At 65.2% G+C, this 16,318-nt stretch carries 13 protein-coding genes; 6 read left to right on the top strand and 7 right to left on the bottom strand.

Annotated elements, in window-relative coordinates; genetic code table 11:
* The first annotated feature begins 51 nt into the window (after positions 1-51).
* Together WDM86_18410 and WDM86_18405 are read left to right on the top strand one after the other, a co-directional pair.
* Positions 52-2,370, top strand: coding sequence for a TonB-dependent receptor (locus WDM86_18410; protein MEI9991999.1), 2,319 nt, complete (start codon positions 52-54; stop codon positions 2,368-2,370).
* A gap of 85 nt (positions 2,371-2,455) precedes the next feature.
* Positions 2,456-3,730, top strand: a complete 1,275-nt coding sequence (locus tag WDM86_18405; GenBank protein ID MEI9991998.1) for an MFS transporter — start codon at positions 2,456-2,458, stop codon at positions 3,728-3,730.
* Positions 3,731-3,790: 60 nt separating this feature from the next.
* Here WDM86_18405 and WDM86_18400 read toward each other — a convergent pair whose 3' ends face one another.
* The 4 genes from WDM86_18400 to WDM86_18385 form a co-directional block, all read right to left on the bottom strand.
* Positions 3,791-4,960: an MFS transporter gene (locus WDM86_18400; GenBank protein MEI9991997.1), complete on the bottom strand. Its 1,170-nt coding sequence runs from the start codon at positions 4,958-4,960 to the stop codon at positions 3,791-3,793.
* Positions 4,961-5,002: 42 nt separating this feature from the next.
* Complete coding sequence (locus tag WDM86_18395) at positions 5,003-5,863, bottom strand: AraC family transcriptional regulator (protein ID MEI9991996.1); 861 nt, start codon at positions 5,861-5,863, stop codon at positions 5,003-5,005.
* Positions 5,864-6,112: 249 nt separating this feature from the next.
* Positions 6,113-6,751 carry a response regulator transcription factor gene (locus WDM86_18390; protein ID MEI9991995.1) on the bottom strand — a complete coding sequence of 213 codons (639 nt, stop codon included), beginning with the start codon at positions 6,749-6,751 and terminating at the stop codon, positions 6,113-6,115.
* Positions 6,752-6,754: 3 nt separating this feature from the next.
* Positions 6,755-9,829 carry a triple tyrosine motif-containing protein gene (locus WDM86_18385; protein ID MEI9991994.1) on the bottom strand — a complete coding sequence of 1,025 codons (3,075 nt, stop codon included), beginning with the start codon at positions 9,827-9,829 and terminating at the stop codon, positions 6,755-6,757.
* A gap of 220 nt (positions 9,830-10,049) precedes the next feature.
* On the opposite strand from WDM86_18385, the gene WDM86_18380 reads away from it, so the two are divergent.
* From WDM86_18380 to WDM86_18365, 4 genes are all read left to right on the top strand, one after another.
* Positions 10,050-10,793 carry a 3-oxoacyl-ACP reductase family protein gene (locus WDM86_18380; GenBank protein ID MEI9991993.1) on the top strand — a complete coding sequence of 248 codons (744 nt, stop codon included), beginning with the start codon at positions 10,050-10,052 and terminating at the stop codon, positions 10,791-10,793.
* Between the two features lie 49 nt (positions 10,794-10,842).
* Positions 10,843-11,592 (top strand): SDR family oxidoreductase, encoded by a 750-nt coding sequence (locus tag WDM86_18375; GenBank protein MEI9991992.1) that lies wholly within the window; start codon positions 10,843-10,845, stop codon positions 11,590-11,592.
* Positions 11,593-11,684: 92 nt separating this feature from the next.
* Complete coding sequence (locus WDM86_18370; protein MEI9991991.1) at positions 11,685-11,816, top strand: hypothetical protein; 132 nt, start codon at positions 11,685-11,687, stop codon at positions 11,814-11,816.
* 142 nt (positions 11,817-11,958) lie between these two features.
* Positions 11,959-13,563 carry a Na+/H+ antiporter gene (locus WDM86_18365; GenBank protein ID MEI9991990.1) on the top strand — a complete coding sequence of 535 codons (1,605 nt, stop codon included), beginning with the start codon at positions 11,959-11,961 and terminating at the stop codon, positions 13,561-13,563.
* Between the two features lie 24 nt (positions 13,564-13,587).
* Here the strand turns inward: WDM86_18365 and WDM86_18360 are convergent, their stop codons facing one another.
* The 3 genes from WDM86_18360 to WDM86_18350 are packed head-to-tail and all read right to left on the bottom strand — an operon-like array spanning position 13,588 to position 16,317.
* The gene (locus WDM86_18360) at positions 13,588-14,334 is read right to left on the bottom strand and encodes an SDR family oxidoreductase (protein ID MEI9991989.1); all 747 of its coding nucleotides are present in this window, start codon (positions 14,332-14,334) and stop codon (positions 13,588-13,590) included.
* 13 nt (positions 14,335-14,347) lie between these two features.
* Entirely contained in the window at positions 14,348-15,385 is a 1,038-nt protein-coding gene (dmpG, locus tag WDM86_18355; GenBank protein MEI9991988.1) for a 4-hydroxy-2-oxovalerate aldolase, read from the bottom strand.
* Positions 15,385-16,317, bottom strand: a complete 933-nt coding sequence (locus WDM86_18350) for an acetaldehyde dehydrogenase (acetylating) (GenBank protein MEI9991987.1) — start codon at positions 16,315-16,317, stop codon at positions 15,385-15,387. The genes dmpG and WDM86_18350 overlap by 1 nt, the downstream gene beginning before the upstream one ends.
* Between the last annotated feature and the right edge of the window lies 1 nt (position 16,318).

Below are 16,318 nucleotides of genomic sequence, written 5' to 3'. Positions count from 1 at the left end.
CCGATGGCTGAGGCGCTCGGGAAGGGGCGTTAAAAAATACCGGAGGAGCGAATGACGTACGACATTAGACGAAAAGTGCTGGCAAGCACGGCGATCGGGCTGGCGTTGCAGATAGGTGCCGTCTCGGGCGCCTGGGCGCAAACCGACACCGGAACGCCGCAGGCGGGTGGCGCCCAAATCGAAGAGGTCGTCGTCACCGCCCGCAAGGTCAGCGAAGACATTCAGCGCATCCCGGTGGCGGTCACGGCCCTGACCGGCGCGCAATTGGCCGACCAGACGATCGTAAGGCTGGAAGACCTGTCCAATGTGGTGCCGAATCTTATTCTGACCCCGTCCTCCGCGGCGGGCACGGGCGCGCTCGTCTATGTCCGCGGCGTTGGGTCCAATTCGAGCAGCCTCTATGCCGACTCGCCGGTTGCGGTCTATGTCGACGGCGTGCTGATACCGCATGGCGCCGGCCTGTCCTTCGACCTGCCGGACGTGGATCACGTCGAAGTGCTGCGCGGCCCGCAGGGCACGCTCTTCGGCCGCAACACCACCGGCGGTGCCGTCAACATCTATACGACCAAGCCGACGGAAGATTTCGGCGGCAGTCAGGTGATTTCCTACGGCAGTTACAACCAGATCATCTCGAAGACGGTTCTGAACACCGGCGAGATCGGCGACACGAACCTTTATGCCAAAGCCACGTTCGGGCACGACCAGCGTGACGGCTTCGCCAACGCGCCGGGCTTTTCCCGCGCCGATTGGGCGGGTTCGCGCAACACGAATTCGGCGAGCTTCGAGCTGTTGTGGAATGCGACCGACGCGCTGTCCTTCGATTATCGCTTCGACTGGTCGCACGCCGAACAGCGCCCCTATGCGCAGTTCGAATTCGCCGCGGCGACGCCGCTTGCCTATTACGGCAATTCACCCGCCAATGGCGGCGCGCCGTTCCTGGTCGGCACGAAATATATCGGCAAGGAATATCTCGATCCCCGCCTGCAGGCGAACCGGGTCGAGAACACGGGCAACGAATTGACCGTCGATTGGAACGTCTCCGACGCCTTCAACATCAAATCGATCTCCGCGACGCGCAGCCTGAGCCAGAATCTCTATCCGCAGTTCATGGGCAGCGCGGGTCTACTGGGCCCGGTCCTCAATCCCGCCAATCCGGCGAACCCGATCGAGCCCGTCGGTCCCTTCATCAATGTCGGCGAGCCGGGCCATCAGAACCAGTTCTCCGAGGAATTGCAGGTCACCGGCACGCTCGGCGATTTCAGCTATGTCGCCGGTCTCTATTACTTTCATGAGAAGATCGGCGAATACCTGCCGGCGGACATCACCTTCGTGCTGTCGCCGACGAGCGCGCTGCAGATCCACAAGAGCCGCCGATACACCAACAACGTCGATTCCCAGGCGGCCTTCGGACAGGTCTCTTATCGGCCGTCCTATTTCGACGAAAAACTGGAAGTCACCGGCGGGCTGCGCTTCACGACCGATCGCAAGAGCATGTACGAATACGACACGACGACCTCGGGCCCGTCGCCGGTGTCTCAGTACCTGCGCAACAGCTGGTCGAACCGCAGCGCGCTGTTGAGCGTCTCCTACCAGTGGACGCCGGAGCTGATGACCTATGGGCGTGTTTCAAATGCCTACAAGGCCGGCGGCTACAATCCCGGATCGCTGCAACCCGCCTACGCGCCGGAGCAGGCTCTGTCCTGGGAGGCGGGCGCCAAGTCGCAATGGCTGGACAACCGGTTGCAGGTGAATCTCGCCCTCTATGACACGATCTACACCAACATGCAGATCAGTCAGTTCAACGGCGTGAACGGCGCGTCGCAGATCGTGAACGCGGCCAAGGCGCATTTCCAGGGCGGCGAGTTGGAAGTGGTCGCGCTGCTCGGGGATTCCGTGCGCCTCAACGGCAGCCTCGGCTATGTCGATCCGGAGTTCGTGCATTACTTCAACATCGACGCGATGGGACATCCGGTCGACGTCGCCGCGCAGGCGCTGGTTTCCGGCGTGTCGCATTTCACGGCCAATATCGGCGCGGAATACGAGTTCCCGCATTTCAGCTTTGCGAGCCCGCGCATCCGCGTCGATTATGCCTATCGCAGCGCCCAGAACGCCTACACTCTGGCCAGCCTCAATCCCTACTCGGCCAATCTGCCGATCGACGTGGTTCGTGACCTGAGCGCGCATCTGATCCTGTCCGATATCGCGACGGGTTACAGCGAAGTGCCGCTTCAGGTGCAGGTCTATGGCGAAAATCTGCTCGATCTGCATCCCAGGACCGGGGTCGTGGACTTCGGCACCTCGCTCGGTATCGCGTCGGGCTATTACGACATAGGTCGAACCGTCGGAGTCGAATTGTCGGCCAAGTTCTGACGGCGAGCGGTCGCACTGATCGCCTGACGAAGCCGCCCGGACCATGCTTTCTATGGTCCGGGCGCGTACCGATGAAGGATGAGGCATGACGCTGGAAAGCGAAGAGGAAGTCCTTGCCGCCGAAGTGGCGCCGAAGGCGCCGCGCGAGGCCAGCATCGGCATGCCGTCCAATCCCACTCTTCGCATTCTGGCCTATGTGCTGTTGCTGTCCAGCTCGCCCTGCGCCACGCTGGTCTTCGCGGCGCTCGCCCCGATCTTGCCGACGCTGGCGGAGAATTTCGGCGGCGGCACCCGCGGGCCCTTCGTGGCGCAGATGATGATGGCGATGCCGGGCCTTGGCACGATCATCGGCGGCGCCCTCTCGGGATTCCTGCTGGAGCGGCTGGGCCTCAGGCGGGTTATGCTGGGCGGCCTCGCCATCTATGTCGTGACCGGGTCCGCCGGCCTCTATCTCAGCGACATGTGGCCTCTTCTGATCTCGCGCCTTCTGCTGGGCCTGGTGGTGGCGACCCATTCGACCTGCGTGATGATGCTGCTTTCCGAGTGGGCGGATGGCGGCCTCCGCGCCAAGCTGCTCGGCTATACGGGCGCGGTGTCGGGCATCGTCAGCGTCAGCGCGATCAATCTGTCCGGGGCGCTCGCCCATGCCGACGGATGGCGCGCGCCGTTCTACATCTATCTGCTGCCGCTGGTGTTCCTTCTGTGCGTCGCGCTGACCGTGCGCGGCAACCAGGCGCTGGTCGGTGCATCCCAGGCGAAAGAGAAAGGCGGCCTGACACCGCTGATACCGCTCTATCTCCTGATCCTCGTGCTCTATGTCGCCGTGATGATGTCGGCGATCCAGGTTCCGTTCCTGCTGGCGGCCGATGGGGTCAGCGAACCGACGACGCGCTCGTTCATGATCTCGCTGGGCTCGATCGGCAGCATGTCGGCAGGCATGCTGTTCGGCTGGATCTTTGCCTTTCTCGGCCGCAAATGGATCGTGGTGCTTTTCACCGGCCTGATGTCGCTCGGCTTCATCGTCGCCGGCACGGTCACGCACATCCCGATCGTCGCCGCCGCCTGCCTGGTTTTCGGATTCGGCTGCGGCATGACAACGCCGTTCACCGGCCATCTCATTCTGGAAAAGGCCGCGCCCGCCGTGCGGGGCCGTGCCGTGGGCCTGGTGTTCGTCATCGTCTCGGTGGCAGACTTCCTCAATCCGGCGGTCATTGCCCCGATCAGCGCTCAATTCGGCATTCACGGCGCCTTCCTGATTGCCGGCGTTTTGCTCGCGATAGCCTCCATCGTGCGTGTGTTCATGCCCACGCCGGCCGCGACCGAGCCCGGTCCGGCGACCGTGGCGGCGTCGCAACACTGAGCGCGCACCCTTGCGCCGCCATCCCGTTGCCGAGGGTGCTTTGGCCACATCGAAGCGCTTTCATCTCCGCTCGATGCTGAGGTAGCCGAGGCCCAAGGCCGGCAGCGCGCTTCCCATCATGATGATGCCGGCCCAACCGAAACGGAAATAGCACCAGCCGCTCGCGGCTGATCCGATGGCGCCGCCGATGAAGAAGGTGGTCATGAACAGGCTGTTGATCCGGCTGCGCTGGTCCGCCGCCAGCGCGTAGATCGCGCGCTGTCCAAAGACCAGGTTGGCCGAGACCGCGAAATCAAGGGCCATGGCACACAGCGTCACGAGAACGACGCCCGCCGTCGAACCGCCGCGCGCCAGCCCCGTCGCAAGGAACGACGCAACGGCCAGGAGCATCGCTCCCATGGTGCCGCTCCGCGTGAATCCTTTATCGGCCAAGCGGCCGGCAAGAGGCGGTGCCACCGCGCCCGCGACGCCAGCAAGCGCGACCAGGGCGATGCCGCGCTGCGATAGGTTGAACTGGGAACCCGTCAGCCATAAGGGCACGGCCGTCCAGAAGACGCTGAACGCGCCAAACATGAGAGCCTGATAGAAGGCACGGCGGCGCAGGACGGGGGTCGTCACGAAGATGCGGCCCATCGAAAGCAGCAAGGCGCCATAGCGTCCTTCGGACGTCGGCCGGCGCGGCGGCAACGCGAACCACAAAGCGATAAAGAGCAATGCGAGCAGCGCGGCCGAGATCTGGAAGATCGCCCGCCACGAGCCCAAGTTGGACGCAAAGCTCGACAACGGCCGTGCCAGCATGATGCCGAGCATGACGCCGCTCACCACCTTGCCGACCGCCTGGCCGCGTGTCGCCTCGGGCGTGGCATAGGTCACATAGGGTACGAGGATCTGGACGGCCGACGCCATGGCGCCGGCGAGGAAGGCCGTGCCGAGAAACTGTCCGGCGCTCGATAGGAGCCCGAGCAGCAGGACGCAGACCGCTTCGCCGCCGACCAAAGCCAGCACCAGACGCCGGTTCTCGAGCAGATCCGCGAGCGGCACCAGCAACAGCAATCCCGTGCCATAGCCGGCGAGCGGCAGCGTGACGATCAGACCAACACTCTGTTGCGGCAATCCAAGCGCCGCGCCGATCACGCCCGTCAAGGGCTGCGCATAATAGAGATTTGCGATCAGCACGGCGCAGGCCGTGCCGAGCAGCCACTGCAGACGAACGATGCCTCGGATTCCCATATGTTCGGCGGCCGCGCTCGCGGTTGTTCCTGACGATTGTCTTCAACCCGGAATGTTTTGCGCGGCTTCCCAAGATCGGTCGGCTGGCGCCGGCGCGGCGCGGCCCAGATTCTCCCGGCGCCACGCCGCCGGGGTCGCGCCCGTCACGCTTTTGAAGACCCGCGTCAGATGACCCTGATCCACGAATCCGGTCTCCAGCGCGATCTGTGCCAACGGCAACGCCGAGCCGAGTATGAGAGCCTGGGCGCGGCGGACCCGCCGCTCCTGCAGCCAACGGTGCGGCGACGATCCCGTCGACACCTTGAAAGCGCGATAAAAGTGCGACTCCGAAAAGCCGGTCAAAGCCGCGAGCTCACCGAGCCGAATTTGCCTGGGCAGGAACGCCTCGACGAATTCTTCGATCCGTTTGAGATTCCTCGGCGTCAGGCCGCCGCCACTATTCGTCGGCGTGGGCGCCCCGAGGTGCGCTTGAACAGCGGAGGTAAGCGCCGCGACGACGCATTCCGCATACAGATCGCCGAGCGGAAGGGCGGTCTCGCACTCGCCGGCCAGCAGGCCGGCGAGGTCGCGGATGCGGGAATCCTCGAACATGAGCAGGGCCGGCGATGCCGCGAAAGACGGCGGCCGGCCCGCCAGCGCTCCAAGCGTCGCCACGTCGAAATGCAAAGCGAGCCGGCGCAGATGCAAGACGTCGCTCGCATGTTCCCAGGCCGGGATATCGGGCGGCAGGATGTTCAACTGGCCTCGTCCGGCCCGGCCGCCGCGGCCGGGCCTGTCGGGCGCGAGGCGCATCTCGATCGAACGACCGACAAAGCCGAGCACGGCCGTGACGCGAAGCGTGCCGGCGGCGAACGGCTCCTTCCACGCCCCGTCCGGCCGCACATCGACCAGTTCGGCGGCCACTCCGCCCCATGTCCGGCGCGAGCGGATATTGCCGGCGGGGATCGTTCGGCACTGCGGCCGTTCGCCTGGCATCACGCCGCCCACGGGCCTCGGAAACGAAGTTCGCGTCGATATCGGGATTGCCGCGTGCATGACCGCCTCCTGCAGGAACGACGGCACGTTCGCAGAAGCCGTCCGGCGGCCAAAGACCAGTTCAAGCGAGCACGCGCTCCCTCGTTCGGGGGAGGCATTTGCCGCGGGGGGCTTGGATCAGAGCTCGATGATGCCGCGCTTCAGAGCGGTGGTGACGGCCTGCGTCCGGTCGGTGACGCCGAGCTTGGATAGGATGCTCTTGATATGGGTCTTCACCGTTTCTTCGGCGATCGACAGCTTTTCGGCAATCTGCTTGTTGGTCCGCCCCGTCGCCACGAGGCGCAGGATCTCGACTTCGCGGCCGCTGAGGGCATCGTCGCCGGCATGCTCGGCGATCTTCATCGCGATATCGGGCGGCAGCCTGCGTCCCCCCGCATGGACCGTCCGAATGGCGTCGAGCAGATCCTTGCGCAGCGCGCTCTTCAGAAGATAGCCGGCAGCGCCCGATTTGAGCGCGCGCAGAACCTGCACATCGCCGGAATAGGTGGTGAGCACGAGCAGGCGCGCCGCGGGAAATTCCTCCCGGATGCGACGGATGGCTTCGGTGCCGTCCATGTCCGGCAATTGGATATCCATCAGGGTGACGTCGGGCCGTAGCGCGCGGAACAGCTCGATCGCTTCGCCGCCCGTCGCCGCCTCGCCGGCCAGGGCGAGGTCCGGTTCCGACTGAAGCAGGCTCGCGATGCCTTGGCGCAGCATCGGATGATCGTCGACCACGAGGAGGCGGATGGGTTCGGTCGATTGCGGTGTGGACATGGCTCAGAGTCCCAGAACACGTCTCAGCGGCGACGGCCAAGCCGCCGCGCGCACCGGTCGCGCATAAGCGATTCGGGCCGGAACGACCAATTCGATCTCCGTCCCGATCGAGAGCGCGGTGGTGATCGTGAGGACGGACTGTATCCGTTCCGCGCGCTCGCGCATCCCCTTGAGGCCATAATGGCCCTCCCGCCCGCCGCGCACCAGCACCTCGTCCGCGATGCCGGCGCCGTCGTCGCGCACGCACAACCGGAATCGTCCGCGCCGATAGGACAGTTCGACCTCGATAGCGGCTGCATTCGCGTGCCGGCAGGCATTGATGAGCGCCTCGCGGCCGATCTTTAGGATTTCCTCGTGGATGACCGGATGCAGGCGGCGGGGCTGGCTGCGCTGCAAAATCCTGCAATCGGGCGTTCCCGAGGGCGACAGCTCGGCCGCGGCGTCCTTCAGATCGTTCGCGAGATCCCGATTTTCGCCGGCCACGCGCAGATCGTGGACGCTTTCGCGGCCTTCGATAAGGACATTGTCCGCGCGTTCGAGCACGCCCTCCATCTGTTGATGCATCGGCTCCTGCGCGGGGATGCGGTTTGCGATGGCCTGAAATTCCAGGATCAGGCCATGCACGCCTTGCAGCAGCGTGTCGTGGAGCTCGCGCGCGATGCGTTCGCGCTCCCGGAGCCGCTCCTCGAGCATGCCCGTCAGTCGCGCCGTCACCTGCCTGAGACGCAACGTATAGAGAAGCCAGAGCGCGCACAGCAGAAGCACCCCGCAGAGCGCGTAGAAAGTCTTCGTCTGGTAGAAGGCCGGCTGCACGGTGAAGGAAAGCGCGGCACCGGTCGTATTCCAGACGCCGTCATCGTTCGCGGCGATGACCCGGAAGCGGTAATCGCCCGGCGAAAGATTGGTGAAAAACGCCTGCCGACGCGCGCCCGCATCGGTCCAGTCCCTGTCCAGCCCCTCCAGCATGTAGCGGAAACGAACACGCTCCGGCACCGGCAGGCTGACGCCGGCATAGTCGATACGGATATCACCCGTTCCCGGCGGCAGGGCCGCTCCGGCAAGCGGAAACGCCCTGTCGTCGGCGACGAGGCCAAGGATCGAGACGGGCGGCGGCTTTGTGTTCAGACGCAGGCGGCGCGGATCGGCGGTCACGATGCCGTGGTTGGTGATGAACCAGAGCGTGCCGTCCGCGCCCGCCAACGCCGTATGCGCGATGCCCTGTTGGGCCGCCCCGACGACACCGTCGCGGTAGTCAAACTGGCGCCAGGGAAGCTGGTAATCCCGATCGCGCAACGCCCTTAGAAAGTCGTGCCGGTTCACGCGCACGATGCCGAAAATGCCGTTCAGCCATACCGCATCGTCGCCGGAGACCACGATGCCCGTGATGCCCCGGAACGGCGCAATCCGTTTGGCGCCGATCGTTTCGAACCGCTCGCCGTCGAATCGCGCCAGCCCCTCTTCGCCGCCGATCCAGACGGCACCATCCACATCGTCGATGGTCGTGATGGTTCCCACCGACAGTCCGTCGCGGGCGGAAAAGAATCGCGCCGTACCGTGGTCGACGAGCGCGGCAACGCCGGTCGAATAGCCGATCCAAAGGCGGCCCCGACGGTCGCGCAGCACTTTGCCGTAGCCTTGAGACGGCAAGGTAGGCCGCGCCTGCAGCGGCGACCATGCGCCGTCCTTGTACCGCATGATGCCATAGGGACGGAACGCGACGAGAAGGCTGCCGTTGGAATCTTCGGTCAGCACTTCGGTGCTGTCGGCCGGGATCGTGCCGGGCAACGGAACGGGCGTCAGCCGATCGCCGTCGAGGCGCGCGACGAGCCGGGATTTGAAATCGCGGTTGAGGCCAGCCAGCCAGATTGGGCCTTTCGGGTCCACGACGACGCTGCCAACGATGAGCGGGAGTGTGATTCCGCGGTCAATGGCCTGCGTGCTTCTCGCATGAAACAGCCCCACGCCGCTGGCGATCAGGATCGACCCGTCCGGTTCGCGGCCGAAGGCATAGCCCGAACCCAGCGGATCCGGTATCTGCTTGATCGGCGTGAAGGCGATGTCGCGGAACCTGTCCAAGCCCAGATTTGTGCCGACCCAGATATCGCGCTCCGAATCTTCAAGAAGCGGCACGGCGATATCCGCCGTCAATCCGCTTTTCTGATTGAAGACATCGCTGATATCGGCCCGCTGCAGCGCGCCGGCATGTGCCGAGGGATGCACGACCCGGAAGATGCCGCCGCGATCGGCATCGCTGGCCCAAAGGACGCCATCCCGGTCGAAGAGGAGCGATTTCGCGCGCAGGATGTCTCGCCCCGATCCTGCGGGGACGGGTGACGGCCGATCGAGCAGCCGCCCGCCCGGTCCCGTGAGCGCGAAGATGCCGGCGGACTGTTCGGAGATCCAGATCGTTCCGTCGAGGGTCTCGACCGGCCGGGCCCGCGCCAGGGCAGGCTCCAGCACGGTCTGGAAGCGCCGCGCATGCGGTCTCAGGCAAAGGATCGATTTGTCCGTCGTCACCCAAAGCGTTCCGTCATGCGAAATCATCAGGTACTGGGCGCCACCAGGCGGAAAATTCCAGTCGCTGCCGACGGTCTGCCACCGCCTTCCGTCATAGCGCGCCAAACCCTGCTTGGCCGCCGCCCAGACCACGCTGGACGCCTCGATCGCGATCCCGAAGACCCGTCCCGCGGGGAAGCCTTGCTGGACGGTGAAATTCGTCAGGTGTCCGTCCCTGAGCCGGCTCACCCCGCCGGCGTAATAGCCGATCCAAACATCGCCCGCGGACCGCGTGGCGACAGAGGTGATGTCCATCGACGGGAACTGACCGTTATCCGCCGGCTGGATGCGTTCGAACGTAACACCGTCGAAGCGATAAAGCCCGGCGCCCGTGCCCAGCCAGAGGAAGCCATCGGGGCCTTGCGCGAGTGCCCAGATATCGGGCGGCGCGCCGTCACCTGTCGACCAGGCCATGTGCTGGAACTGATCGATGGCGCGCGTGTTGTCGAGCGCCCGGCAATCGGCGACGGCGGCGACCCAGAGCAGCCATCCCAAGACGATTACTTTCAGGCAGAAGCCCATCGGCGAATTGCACCTTCGATGCGCCAATGCCGGGCGCCCGCGTGAGTGTCATGACATTTCATTCGGTCGGCAAGGCGCCGGCGCCGTTCGAGACGGCGGCCGTTTTCGCTTGCTCGGTCGGTGATCGGAAAATCCAAATCACGCAGGTTCGCTGCAATTTTTCCGGACAGCCGCTCGGCAAGAGTCCAAACCGGCGGCGCGTCGCCTTAAGGAGGAAAAAGTGTCGAAGAAGCTCGAAGGCAAGATTGCGCTCGTCACCGGCGGCTCGCGCGGCATCGGGGCGGCCATCGCCAGGCGTCTTGCCGCCGACGGAGCCAAGGTCGCCATCACTTACACGAAAGGCGCCGATGCCGCGGCGTCGGTCGTCGAGGCCATCAGGCGCACCGGCGGAACAGCGATCGCGATCCAGGCGTATGCCGTCGACGCCAAAGCCGTTAAGGCCGCGTTTGAAAAGACAGTTGCTACCTTCGGCGGTTTCGACGTGCTTGTGAACAACGCCGGCACGGCCATTCCGAAAAGGTTCGAGGAGGCGACGCTGGAGGAACTGGATCGCGTTATCGATCTCAACGTCCGCGGCACCTTCATCGCGACACAGGAAGCGTTGAAGCACATGAAGGACGGCGGCCGCGTCATCATGATTGGCTCTTGCGTGGGCGAACGCATGATGACCCCCGGGCTTGCGGCTTACGCGGCCACGAAGGGCGCGATCAAAATGTTTACACAGGGGTTGTGCCGGGAGGTCGGCGACCGCGGCATCACGGTCAACAATGTCCAGCCCGGCCCGATCGATACGGATTTGAATCCCGCCGCGAGCGAATGGGCGATCCCCCAGAAGGCCAATACGGCGCTCAAACGTTACGGCAGTGTCGACGATATCGCGGCGATGGTGTCGTTCATCGCCGGTCCCGAGGCTTCGTACATCACCGGCGCGAGCCTGACCATCGATGGCGGCACCAACGCCTGACCGATGCGAACCAAGTGCCTGAACCCGTCAATGTGAAAGGACCCAAGCCATGACCAATACCCTCTCCGGCAAGACCGCTCTTGTTACCGGCGCCTCCCGCGGCATCGGCCGCGCCACCGCTCTGGCCCTCGCCAAGGCCGGAGCGCAGGTGCTCGTCCACTACGGCAGGAATGCCGCCGAAGCGAACGCGGTCGTCGGCGAGATTCGCGACGCCGGCGGCCGCGCTCAGGCTCTAGCGGCCGATCTGGCCGCCGCGGACGGAGCGCACAAACTGGCGGCGGAGGTGCGCCGCATCGTCGGCGATCGTCTCGACATCCTGGTCGCCAATGCGGGCGTCGCCAAGTCCGCTCCGATCGAAGACTACACAGTCGAGGATTTCGACAACCTGTTCGCCGTCAACGTTCGCGCGCCCTTCTTCCTGGTCCAGCAGTTGATGCCGGTCCTGGGCAACGGTTCCAGCGTGGTCCTGCTCTCTTCGCTGGCCGCCCATGCCAATGTCGGAACGCTCTCGGCCTACGCGGCCACCAAAGGGGCCATCGACACGCTGGTGAAGCACTTCGCCGCGGCCCTGGGCGAGCGCGGCGTGCGGGTCAATGCGGTGGCGCCCGGCGTGGTGGAGACCGACATGTCAAGCTTCGCCGGCACCGAGGCCGGGCGGGAGATCGTCTTCGGGATACAAGCCCTCAAGCGCGTCGCCCAACCCGCCGACATCGCCGACGCCATCGCCTTTCTCGCTTCCGACGCCGCCCGCTGGGTCAGCGGCGACACGCTGCGCGTCGACGGTGGCTCGAAGCTTTGATCGCGCGCACCGCGCCGTTCCTGGACGCGTGACACATCAGCGGGGATGCGCTGGCCGGCACCGCGGTCGAGTTGGCACGAGACTAACCGTGGATGACGATCGCACCGGTGGTCGAAGACTTCACCGGCCGGTTTGATTTGCCGGCTTCCATGGCGGGGTGCCGCAAGATCGGCTTCTTTCCGGACTCGACGAGCGGCAACCTGAGAGCCCGTGGGCTCTCGTGAAATGCCGGCGCGCCCGGATGGCAGGTGCCTGTGCGCTATGTGAAATCCGGCCGGACGATCCCGCTTAACGGATGCGTCCCGGATGCCTTAGCATCGGCTGACCGGTCCAACCTCGCCAGCGCCATTCGGCCAAGATCCGCCCATGACCTCGACGCTCCAGATTTTGATTTCCCTGCTTTTCGTGATCGCCGGGGCTGCGTTCGCGGCGTCGCGCCTGAAAATCCCGCCATCCATACTTCTTGTCCTGACGGGCGTCGTGCTGGCGCTGATACCCGGATTGCCCCCGCTGCAGCTGGCGCCCGAACTGGTGCTGCTTCTGGTGCTGCCGCCGGTGATCTATTCGTCGGCCGTCGCGATGAGCTGGCGCGAATTTCGCTTCAATCTTCGGCCCATATCGCTCCTCGCGGTGGGCTGCGTCGTGTTCACCACGGGCGCGGTTGCCTGGGCGACGCACGCCTTTCTCGGCCTTCCATGGCCTGTGGGCTTTACCCTGGGCGCCATCGTTTCGCCGCCGGACGCCGTGGCGCCGCTTTCGATCGTCCGCCGCATGCAGCTTCCCAGGCGCCTCGCGGTCATTCTTGAAGGCGAGGGACTGGCAAACGATGCCACGGCGCTGATCCTGTATCGCTTCGCGGTCGTCGCGGTCAGCACGGGTTCGTTTTCCCTTGGTCACGCCGCAGGGGCGTTCGCCGCCATCGTCGTCGGCGAGATTCTCTGGGGCATCGCCATCGGCTGGGCAATGCTGCGATTGCGCGGCTGGGTCGCGGAGCCGCGCATAGAGATCCTGCTTTCCGTCCTCACGCCCTTCCTCGCCTATTGGCCGCCAGAAATGTTGGGCGGTTCGGGCGTGCTCGCGACGGTGACGGCCGGGCTTTACATCAGCTGGAACGGGCTTCGGATGATCAGCGCGGCGACGCGCCTGCAGGGCGTCTTCTTCTGGAGTTTTTTCATATACCTGATCGAAGGCATGGTGTTCCTCATCACCGGCCTTCAGGCGCGCGCCCTGCTGGAGGGCATCCGCGGCTATTCGATTTCCGAACTGGTTTTTTCCGCCGTCATCGTCAGCGCGGTGGTGATCGTCTCGCGATTCGTATGGATGTATCCAGCTACCTACCTGCCGCGATGGCTGATCCCCGCAATCGCGCGGAAGGATCCTTCGCCGCCATGGCAATGGCCGTTCGCGCTGGCGTTCACCGGCATTCGCGGCATCGTTTCGCTGGCGGCCGCGCTCGCCATCCCCATCGCGATCGAGAACGGGACGCCGTTTCCGCATCGCGACCTCATACTTTTCCTGACATTCTCGGTCATCCTGGTCACGCTGGTCGGGCAGGGCCTGCTGTTGCCGGCGGTGATGCGCGGCCTTGGCCTCGCCCGCGCCGGCGCGCAGGAATTACAGGCCAATCGGACCGAGGAATTTGCCGCCCGGCGGCGGGCCGTCGAGGCGGCGATGGCCCGGCTCGAGGATATCGCCATGGAGCGGCAGCTCTCGGACGACGTCGTCGAGCCGCTCCGTGTCCTCAACCGCGACCGGCTGAATCAGATCGATCAGAGAAGCGGTCGCGATGAAATCAAGCAGAGGCTTTCCGAACTTCACGACGATATCGAGTTTCAATTGATTGCCGCCGAGCGGGCGTTCGTCAACGAACTCTATCGGAGCGGCGGGCTGAAAGACGAAGCGCGGCGTCGAATCGAGCATGAGCTCGATCTTCGGGATGCCGACATCGCCAATCAACAATCCGACGAATAGCCTCACGCGCCGCGACGGGATGGCCTAAAAACTTCCCGGATAGAGACCGCCGTCGATCAGGATGTTCTGGCCGGTCAGATAGCCGGCATGCCTGCTGCACAGAAATGCGCAGACCGCGCCGAGTTCGTCGGGATCGCCGACCCGTCCCGCGACGGGATTGCTGGTGAGATGACGCGTGATCTCCTTCGAATTGCGCAGGCGGTTGGTGTCGAAGGGGCCGGGCAGGAGATTGTTGATCGTGATCCCCTTGGCCGAGACCTGGGGCACCAGACCGAACACGAAATTCGTCAGGCCGGCGCGCGCCGCATTCGACAGCCCCAGCACCGGGATGGGGACGCGGACGGTGGATGAGGTGATATTGACGATGCGGCCGAAGCCGCGTTCCGCCATGCCGTCGAGCGAAAGGCGGATCAGCTCGATCGCGCTCAGCATGTTGGCGTCGAGGGCGGCGATCCAGGTCTCGCGGCTCCAGTTGCGGAAATCGCCGGGCGGCGGCCCGCCGGCATTGTTCACCAGGATGTCCGGATCCGGGACGGCGCTCAGCATGGCCGCGCGACAATCGGGGTCGGTGACGCTTCCGGCCACCGTGAGGACCGAGACATTCGGCGCCTGCCGCCGGATCGCGTCGGCGGCCGCTTCGAGCGCATCCGGGTCGCGACCGTTGATCAGCACGTCGACGCCTTCGCGCGCCAGCGCGGTGGCGCAGGCCTTGCCAAGGCCGTGACTGGCCGCGCACACGATAGCCTTGCGTCCCGCGATACCCAGATCCATGCCACAGCCTCCGCTAAGACGTCGCGCCGCGCGCGGCCAGCAGGTCGAGCGCGACGTCGACGATCATATCCTCTTGCCCTCCGACCATGCGACGGCGGCCAAGCTCGACCAATATCTCGCGCGTGTCGATGCCGTGGTCGGCGCTGGCCTTTTCGGCATGGCGCAGGAAGGAGGAATACACGCCGGCATAGCCGAGACTGAGCGTCTCGCGGTCCACCCGGACCGGCCGGTCCTGCAACGGCCGCACGAGATCCTCGGCGGCGTCCATCAGCTTGTAGAGATCGCAGCCATGCCGCCAGCCCTTGCGGTCGGCGGCGGCGATGAAGACCTCCAGCGGCGCGTTGCCCGCCCCGGCACCCATGCCGGTCAGGCTGGCATCGATACGGATGGCGCCCGCCTGTACCGCCACCAGGGAATTCGCCACGCCGAGGCTGAGATTATGATGCGCGTGGATCCCGCGCGCCGTCCGCGGCTCCAGCACGCGATCATAGGCTTCCAGCCTTTCGCGCACGCCGTCCATGTCGAGCGCGCCGCCCGAATCCGTCACATAGACACAGGTCGCGCCATAGCTTTCCATCAGCTTGGCCTGCGCCGCCAGCCGGTCGGGCTCGATCATGTGGCTCATCATCAAAAAGCCGGCCGTGTCCATGCCGAGATCGCGCGCGGCGGCGATATGCTGCCGGGCAACGTCCGCCTCGGTGCAGTGCGTTGCGATCCGCACCGAGCGCGCCCCCAGCCGGTAGGCCTGTTTGAGGTCGTGCACCGTGCCGATGCCGGGCAGCAGCAGCGTGGTGACGACGGCGCGCTCGACGCAATCGGCCACGGCTTCGATCCATTCCCAGTCGGTGTGCGCCCCCAGGCCATAGTTGAAGGACGAGCCTTCGAGCCCGTCGCCATGCGCGATCTCGATGGCGTCGACACCGGCGCCGTCGAGCGCCGCCGCGATGGCGCGGACATGGCTGAGGCCGTAGCGATGACGGATCGCATGCATGCCGTCGCGCAGCGTCACGTCCTGGATGTAGAGCTTGGTCGTTGTCGGATCGAACGCCATCACGCCGCTTCCTTGCGCCGCCGCTCGGCGATCTGTTCGGCGGTCCGAAGCGCGGCGGAGGTCATGATGTCGAGATTGCCGGCATAGGCCGGGAGATAGTCGGCCGCGCCCTCCACCTCGATGAAGGCCGTGGTCTTGATCCCCTCGAACGTTCCCTGGCCCGGAAACCGGATCGGATTGTTCGAACCGAACCGCTCGAACTGCAGGGCCTGCTTGAGGCGATAGCCCGGCACATAGCTTTGCACCTTCGCCACCATGGCTAGGATCGCAGCCGCGATCGTCGCCTCCTCGGCGCCGGACGACAAGGTATAGACCGTGTCGCGCATCAGGAGCGGCGGCTCGGCGGGGTTCAGGATGATGATCGCCTTGCCTTTGGCGGCGCCTCCAACTTGCTCGATGCCGCGCGCCGTCGTCTCGGTGAACTCGTCGATGTTCGCGCGAGTTCCGGGACCGGCGCTTTTCGACGCGATGGACGCGACGATCTCGGCATAGTGCACGGTCGCGACCGACGACACCGCCGCCACGATCGGAATGGTCGCCTGTCCGCCGCAGGTCACCATGTTCACATTGGGCGCGTCGAGATGGATATCGCCGTTGACGACCGGGATCACATAGGGACCGATGGCGGCCGGCGTGAGATCGATCATCGTCTTGCCGGCCTCGCGGACCAGCGCGGCGTGGAGCGAATGCGCGCCGGCCGAGGTCGCGTCGAACACGATCTCGATGTCCGGCCAGACGGGCAGCGCCATCAACCCTTCCATCCCGTCATGCGTGGTCGCGATGCCGAGCCGGTCGGCGCGCGCAAGCCCATCCGATTGGGGATCGATGCCCACCATCGCGGCCATCTCCAGCACCTTGGAATGCCGCAGGATCTTGATCATCAGGTCGGTGCCGATATTGCCGGAGCCGATGATGGCGGTTTTTTTCTTCATA

The organism is Rhizomicrobium sp. (assembly GCA_037200045.1).
Classification (GTDB): domain Bacteria; phylum Pseudomonadota; class Alphaproteobacteria; order Micropepsales; family Micropepsaceae; genus Rhizomicrobium.
Note: the sequence above shows the minus strand (reverse complement) of the source record. Positions and strands in the feature narration are given on the sequence as shown.

What these genes read in the sequence shown, in the direction of transcription:
- WDM86_18410 (MEI9991999.1), top strand. Translation starts at nt 52, where the DNA reads ATGACGTACGACATTAGACGAAAAGTGCTGGCAAGCACGGCGATCGGG.
- WDM86_18405 (MEI9991998.1), top strand. Translation starts at nt 2,456, where the DNA reads ATGACGCTGGAAAGCGAAGAGGAAGTCCTTGCCGCCGAAGTGGCGCCG.
- WDM86_18400 (MEI9991997.1), bottom strand. Translation starts at nt 4,960, where the DNA reads ATGGGAATCCGAGGCATCGTTCGTCTGCAGTGGCTGCTCGGCACGGCC.
- WDM86_18390 (MEI9991995.1), bottom strand. Translation starts at nt 6,751, where the DNA reads ATGTCCACACCGCAATCGACCGAACCCATCCGCCTCCTCGTGGTCGAC.
- WDM86_18385 (MEI9991994.1), bottom strand. Translation starts at nt 9,829, where the DNA reads ATGGGCTTCTGCCTGAAAGTAATCGTCTTGGGATGGCTGCTCTGGGTC.
- WDM86_18375 (MEI9991992.1), top strand. Translation starts at nt 10,843, where the DNA reads ATGACCAATACCCTCTCCGGCAAGACCGCTCTTGTTACCGGCGCCTCC.
- WDM86_18370 (MEI9991991.1), top strand. Translation starts at nt 11,685, where the DNA reads ATGACGATCGCACCGGTGGTCGAAGACTTCACCGGCCGGTTTGATTTG.
- WDM86_18365 (MEI9991990.1), top strand. Translation starts at nt 11,959, where the DNA reads ATGACCTCGACGCTCCAGATTTTGATTTCCCTGCTTTTCGTGATCGCC.
- WDM86_18360 (MEI9991989.1), bottom strand. Translation starts at nt 14,334, where the DNA reads ATGGATCTGGGTATCGCGGGACGCAAGGCTATCGTGTGCGCGGCCAGT.
- dmpG (MEI9991988.1), bottom strand. Translation starts at nt 15,385, where the DNA reads ATGGCGTTCGATCCGACAACGACCAAGCTCTACATCCAGGACGTGACG.
- WDM86_18350 (MEI9991987.1), bottom strand. Translation starts at nt 16,317, where the DNA reads ATGAAGAAAAAAACCGCCATCATCGGCTCCGGCAATATCGGCACCGAC.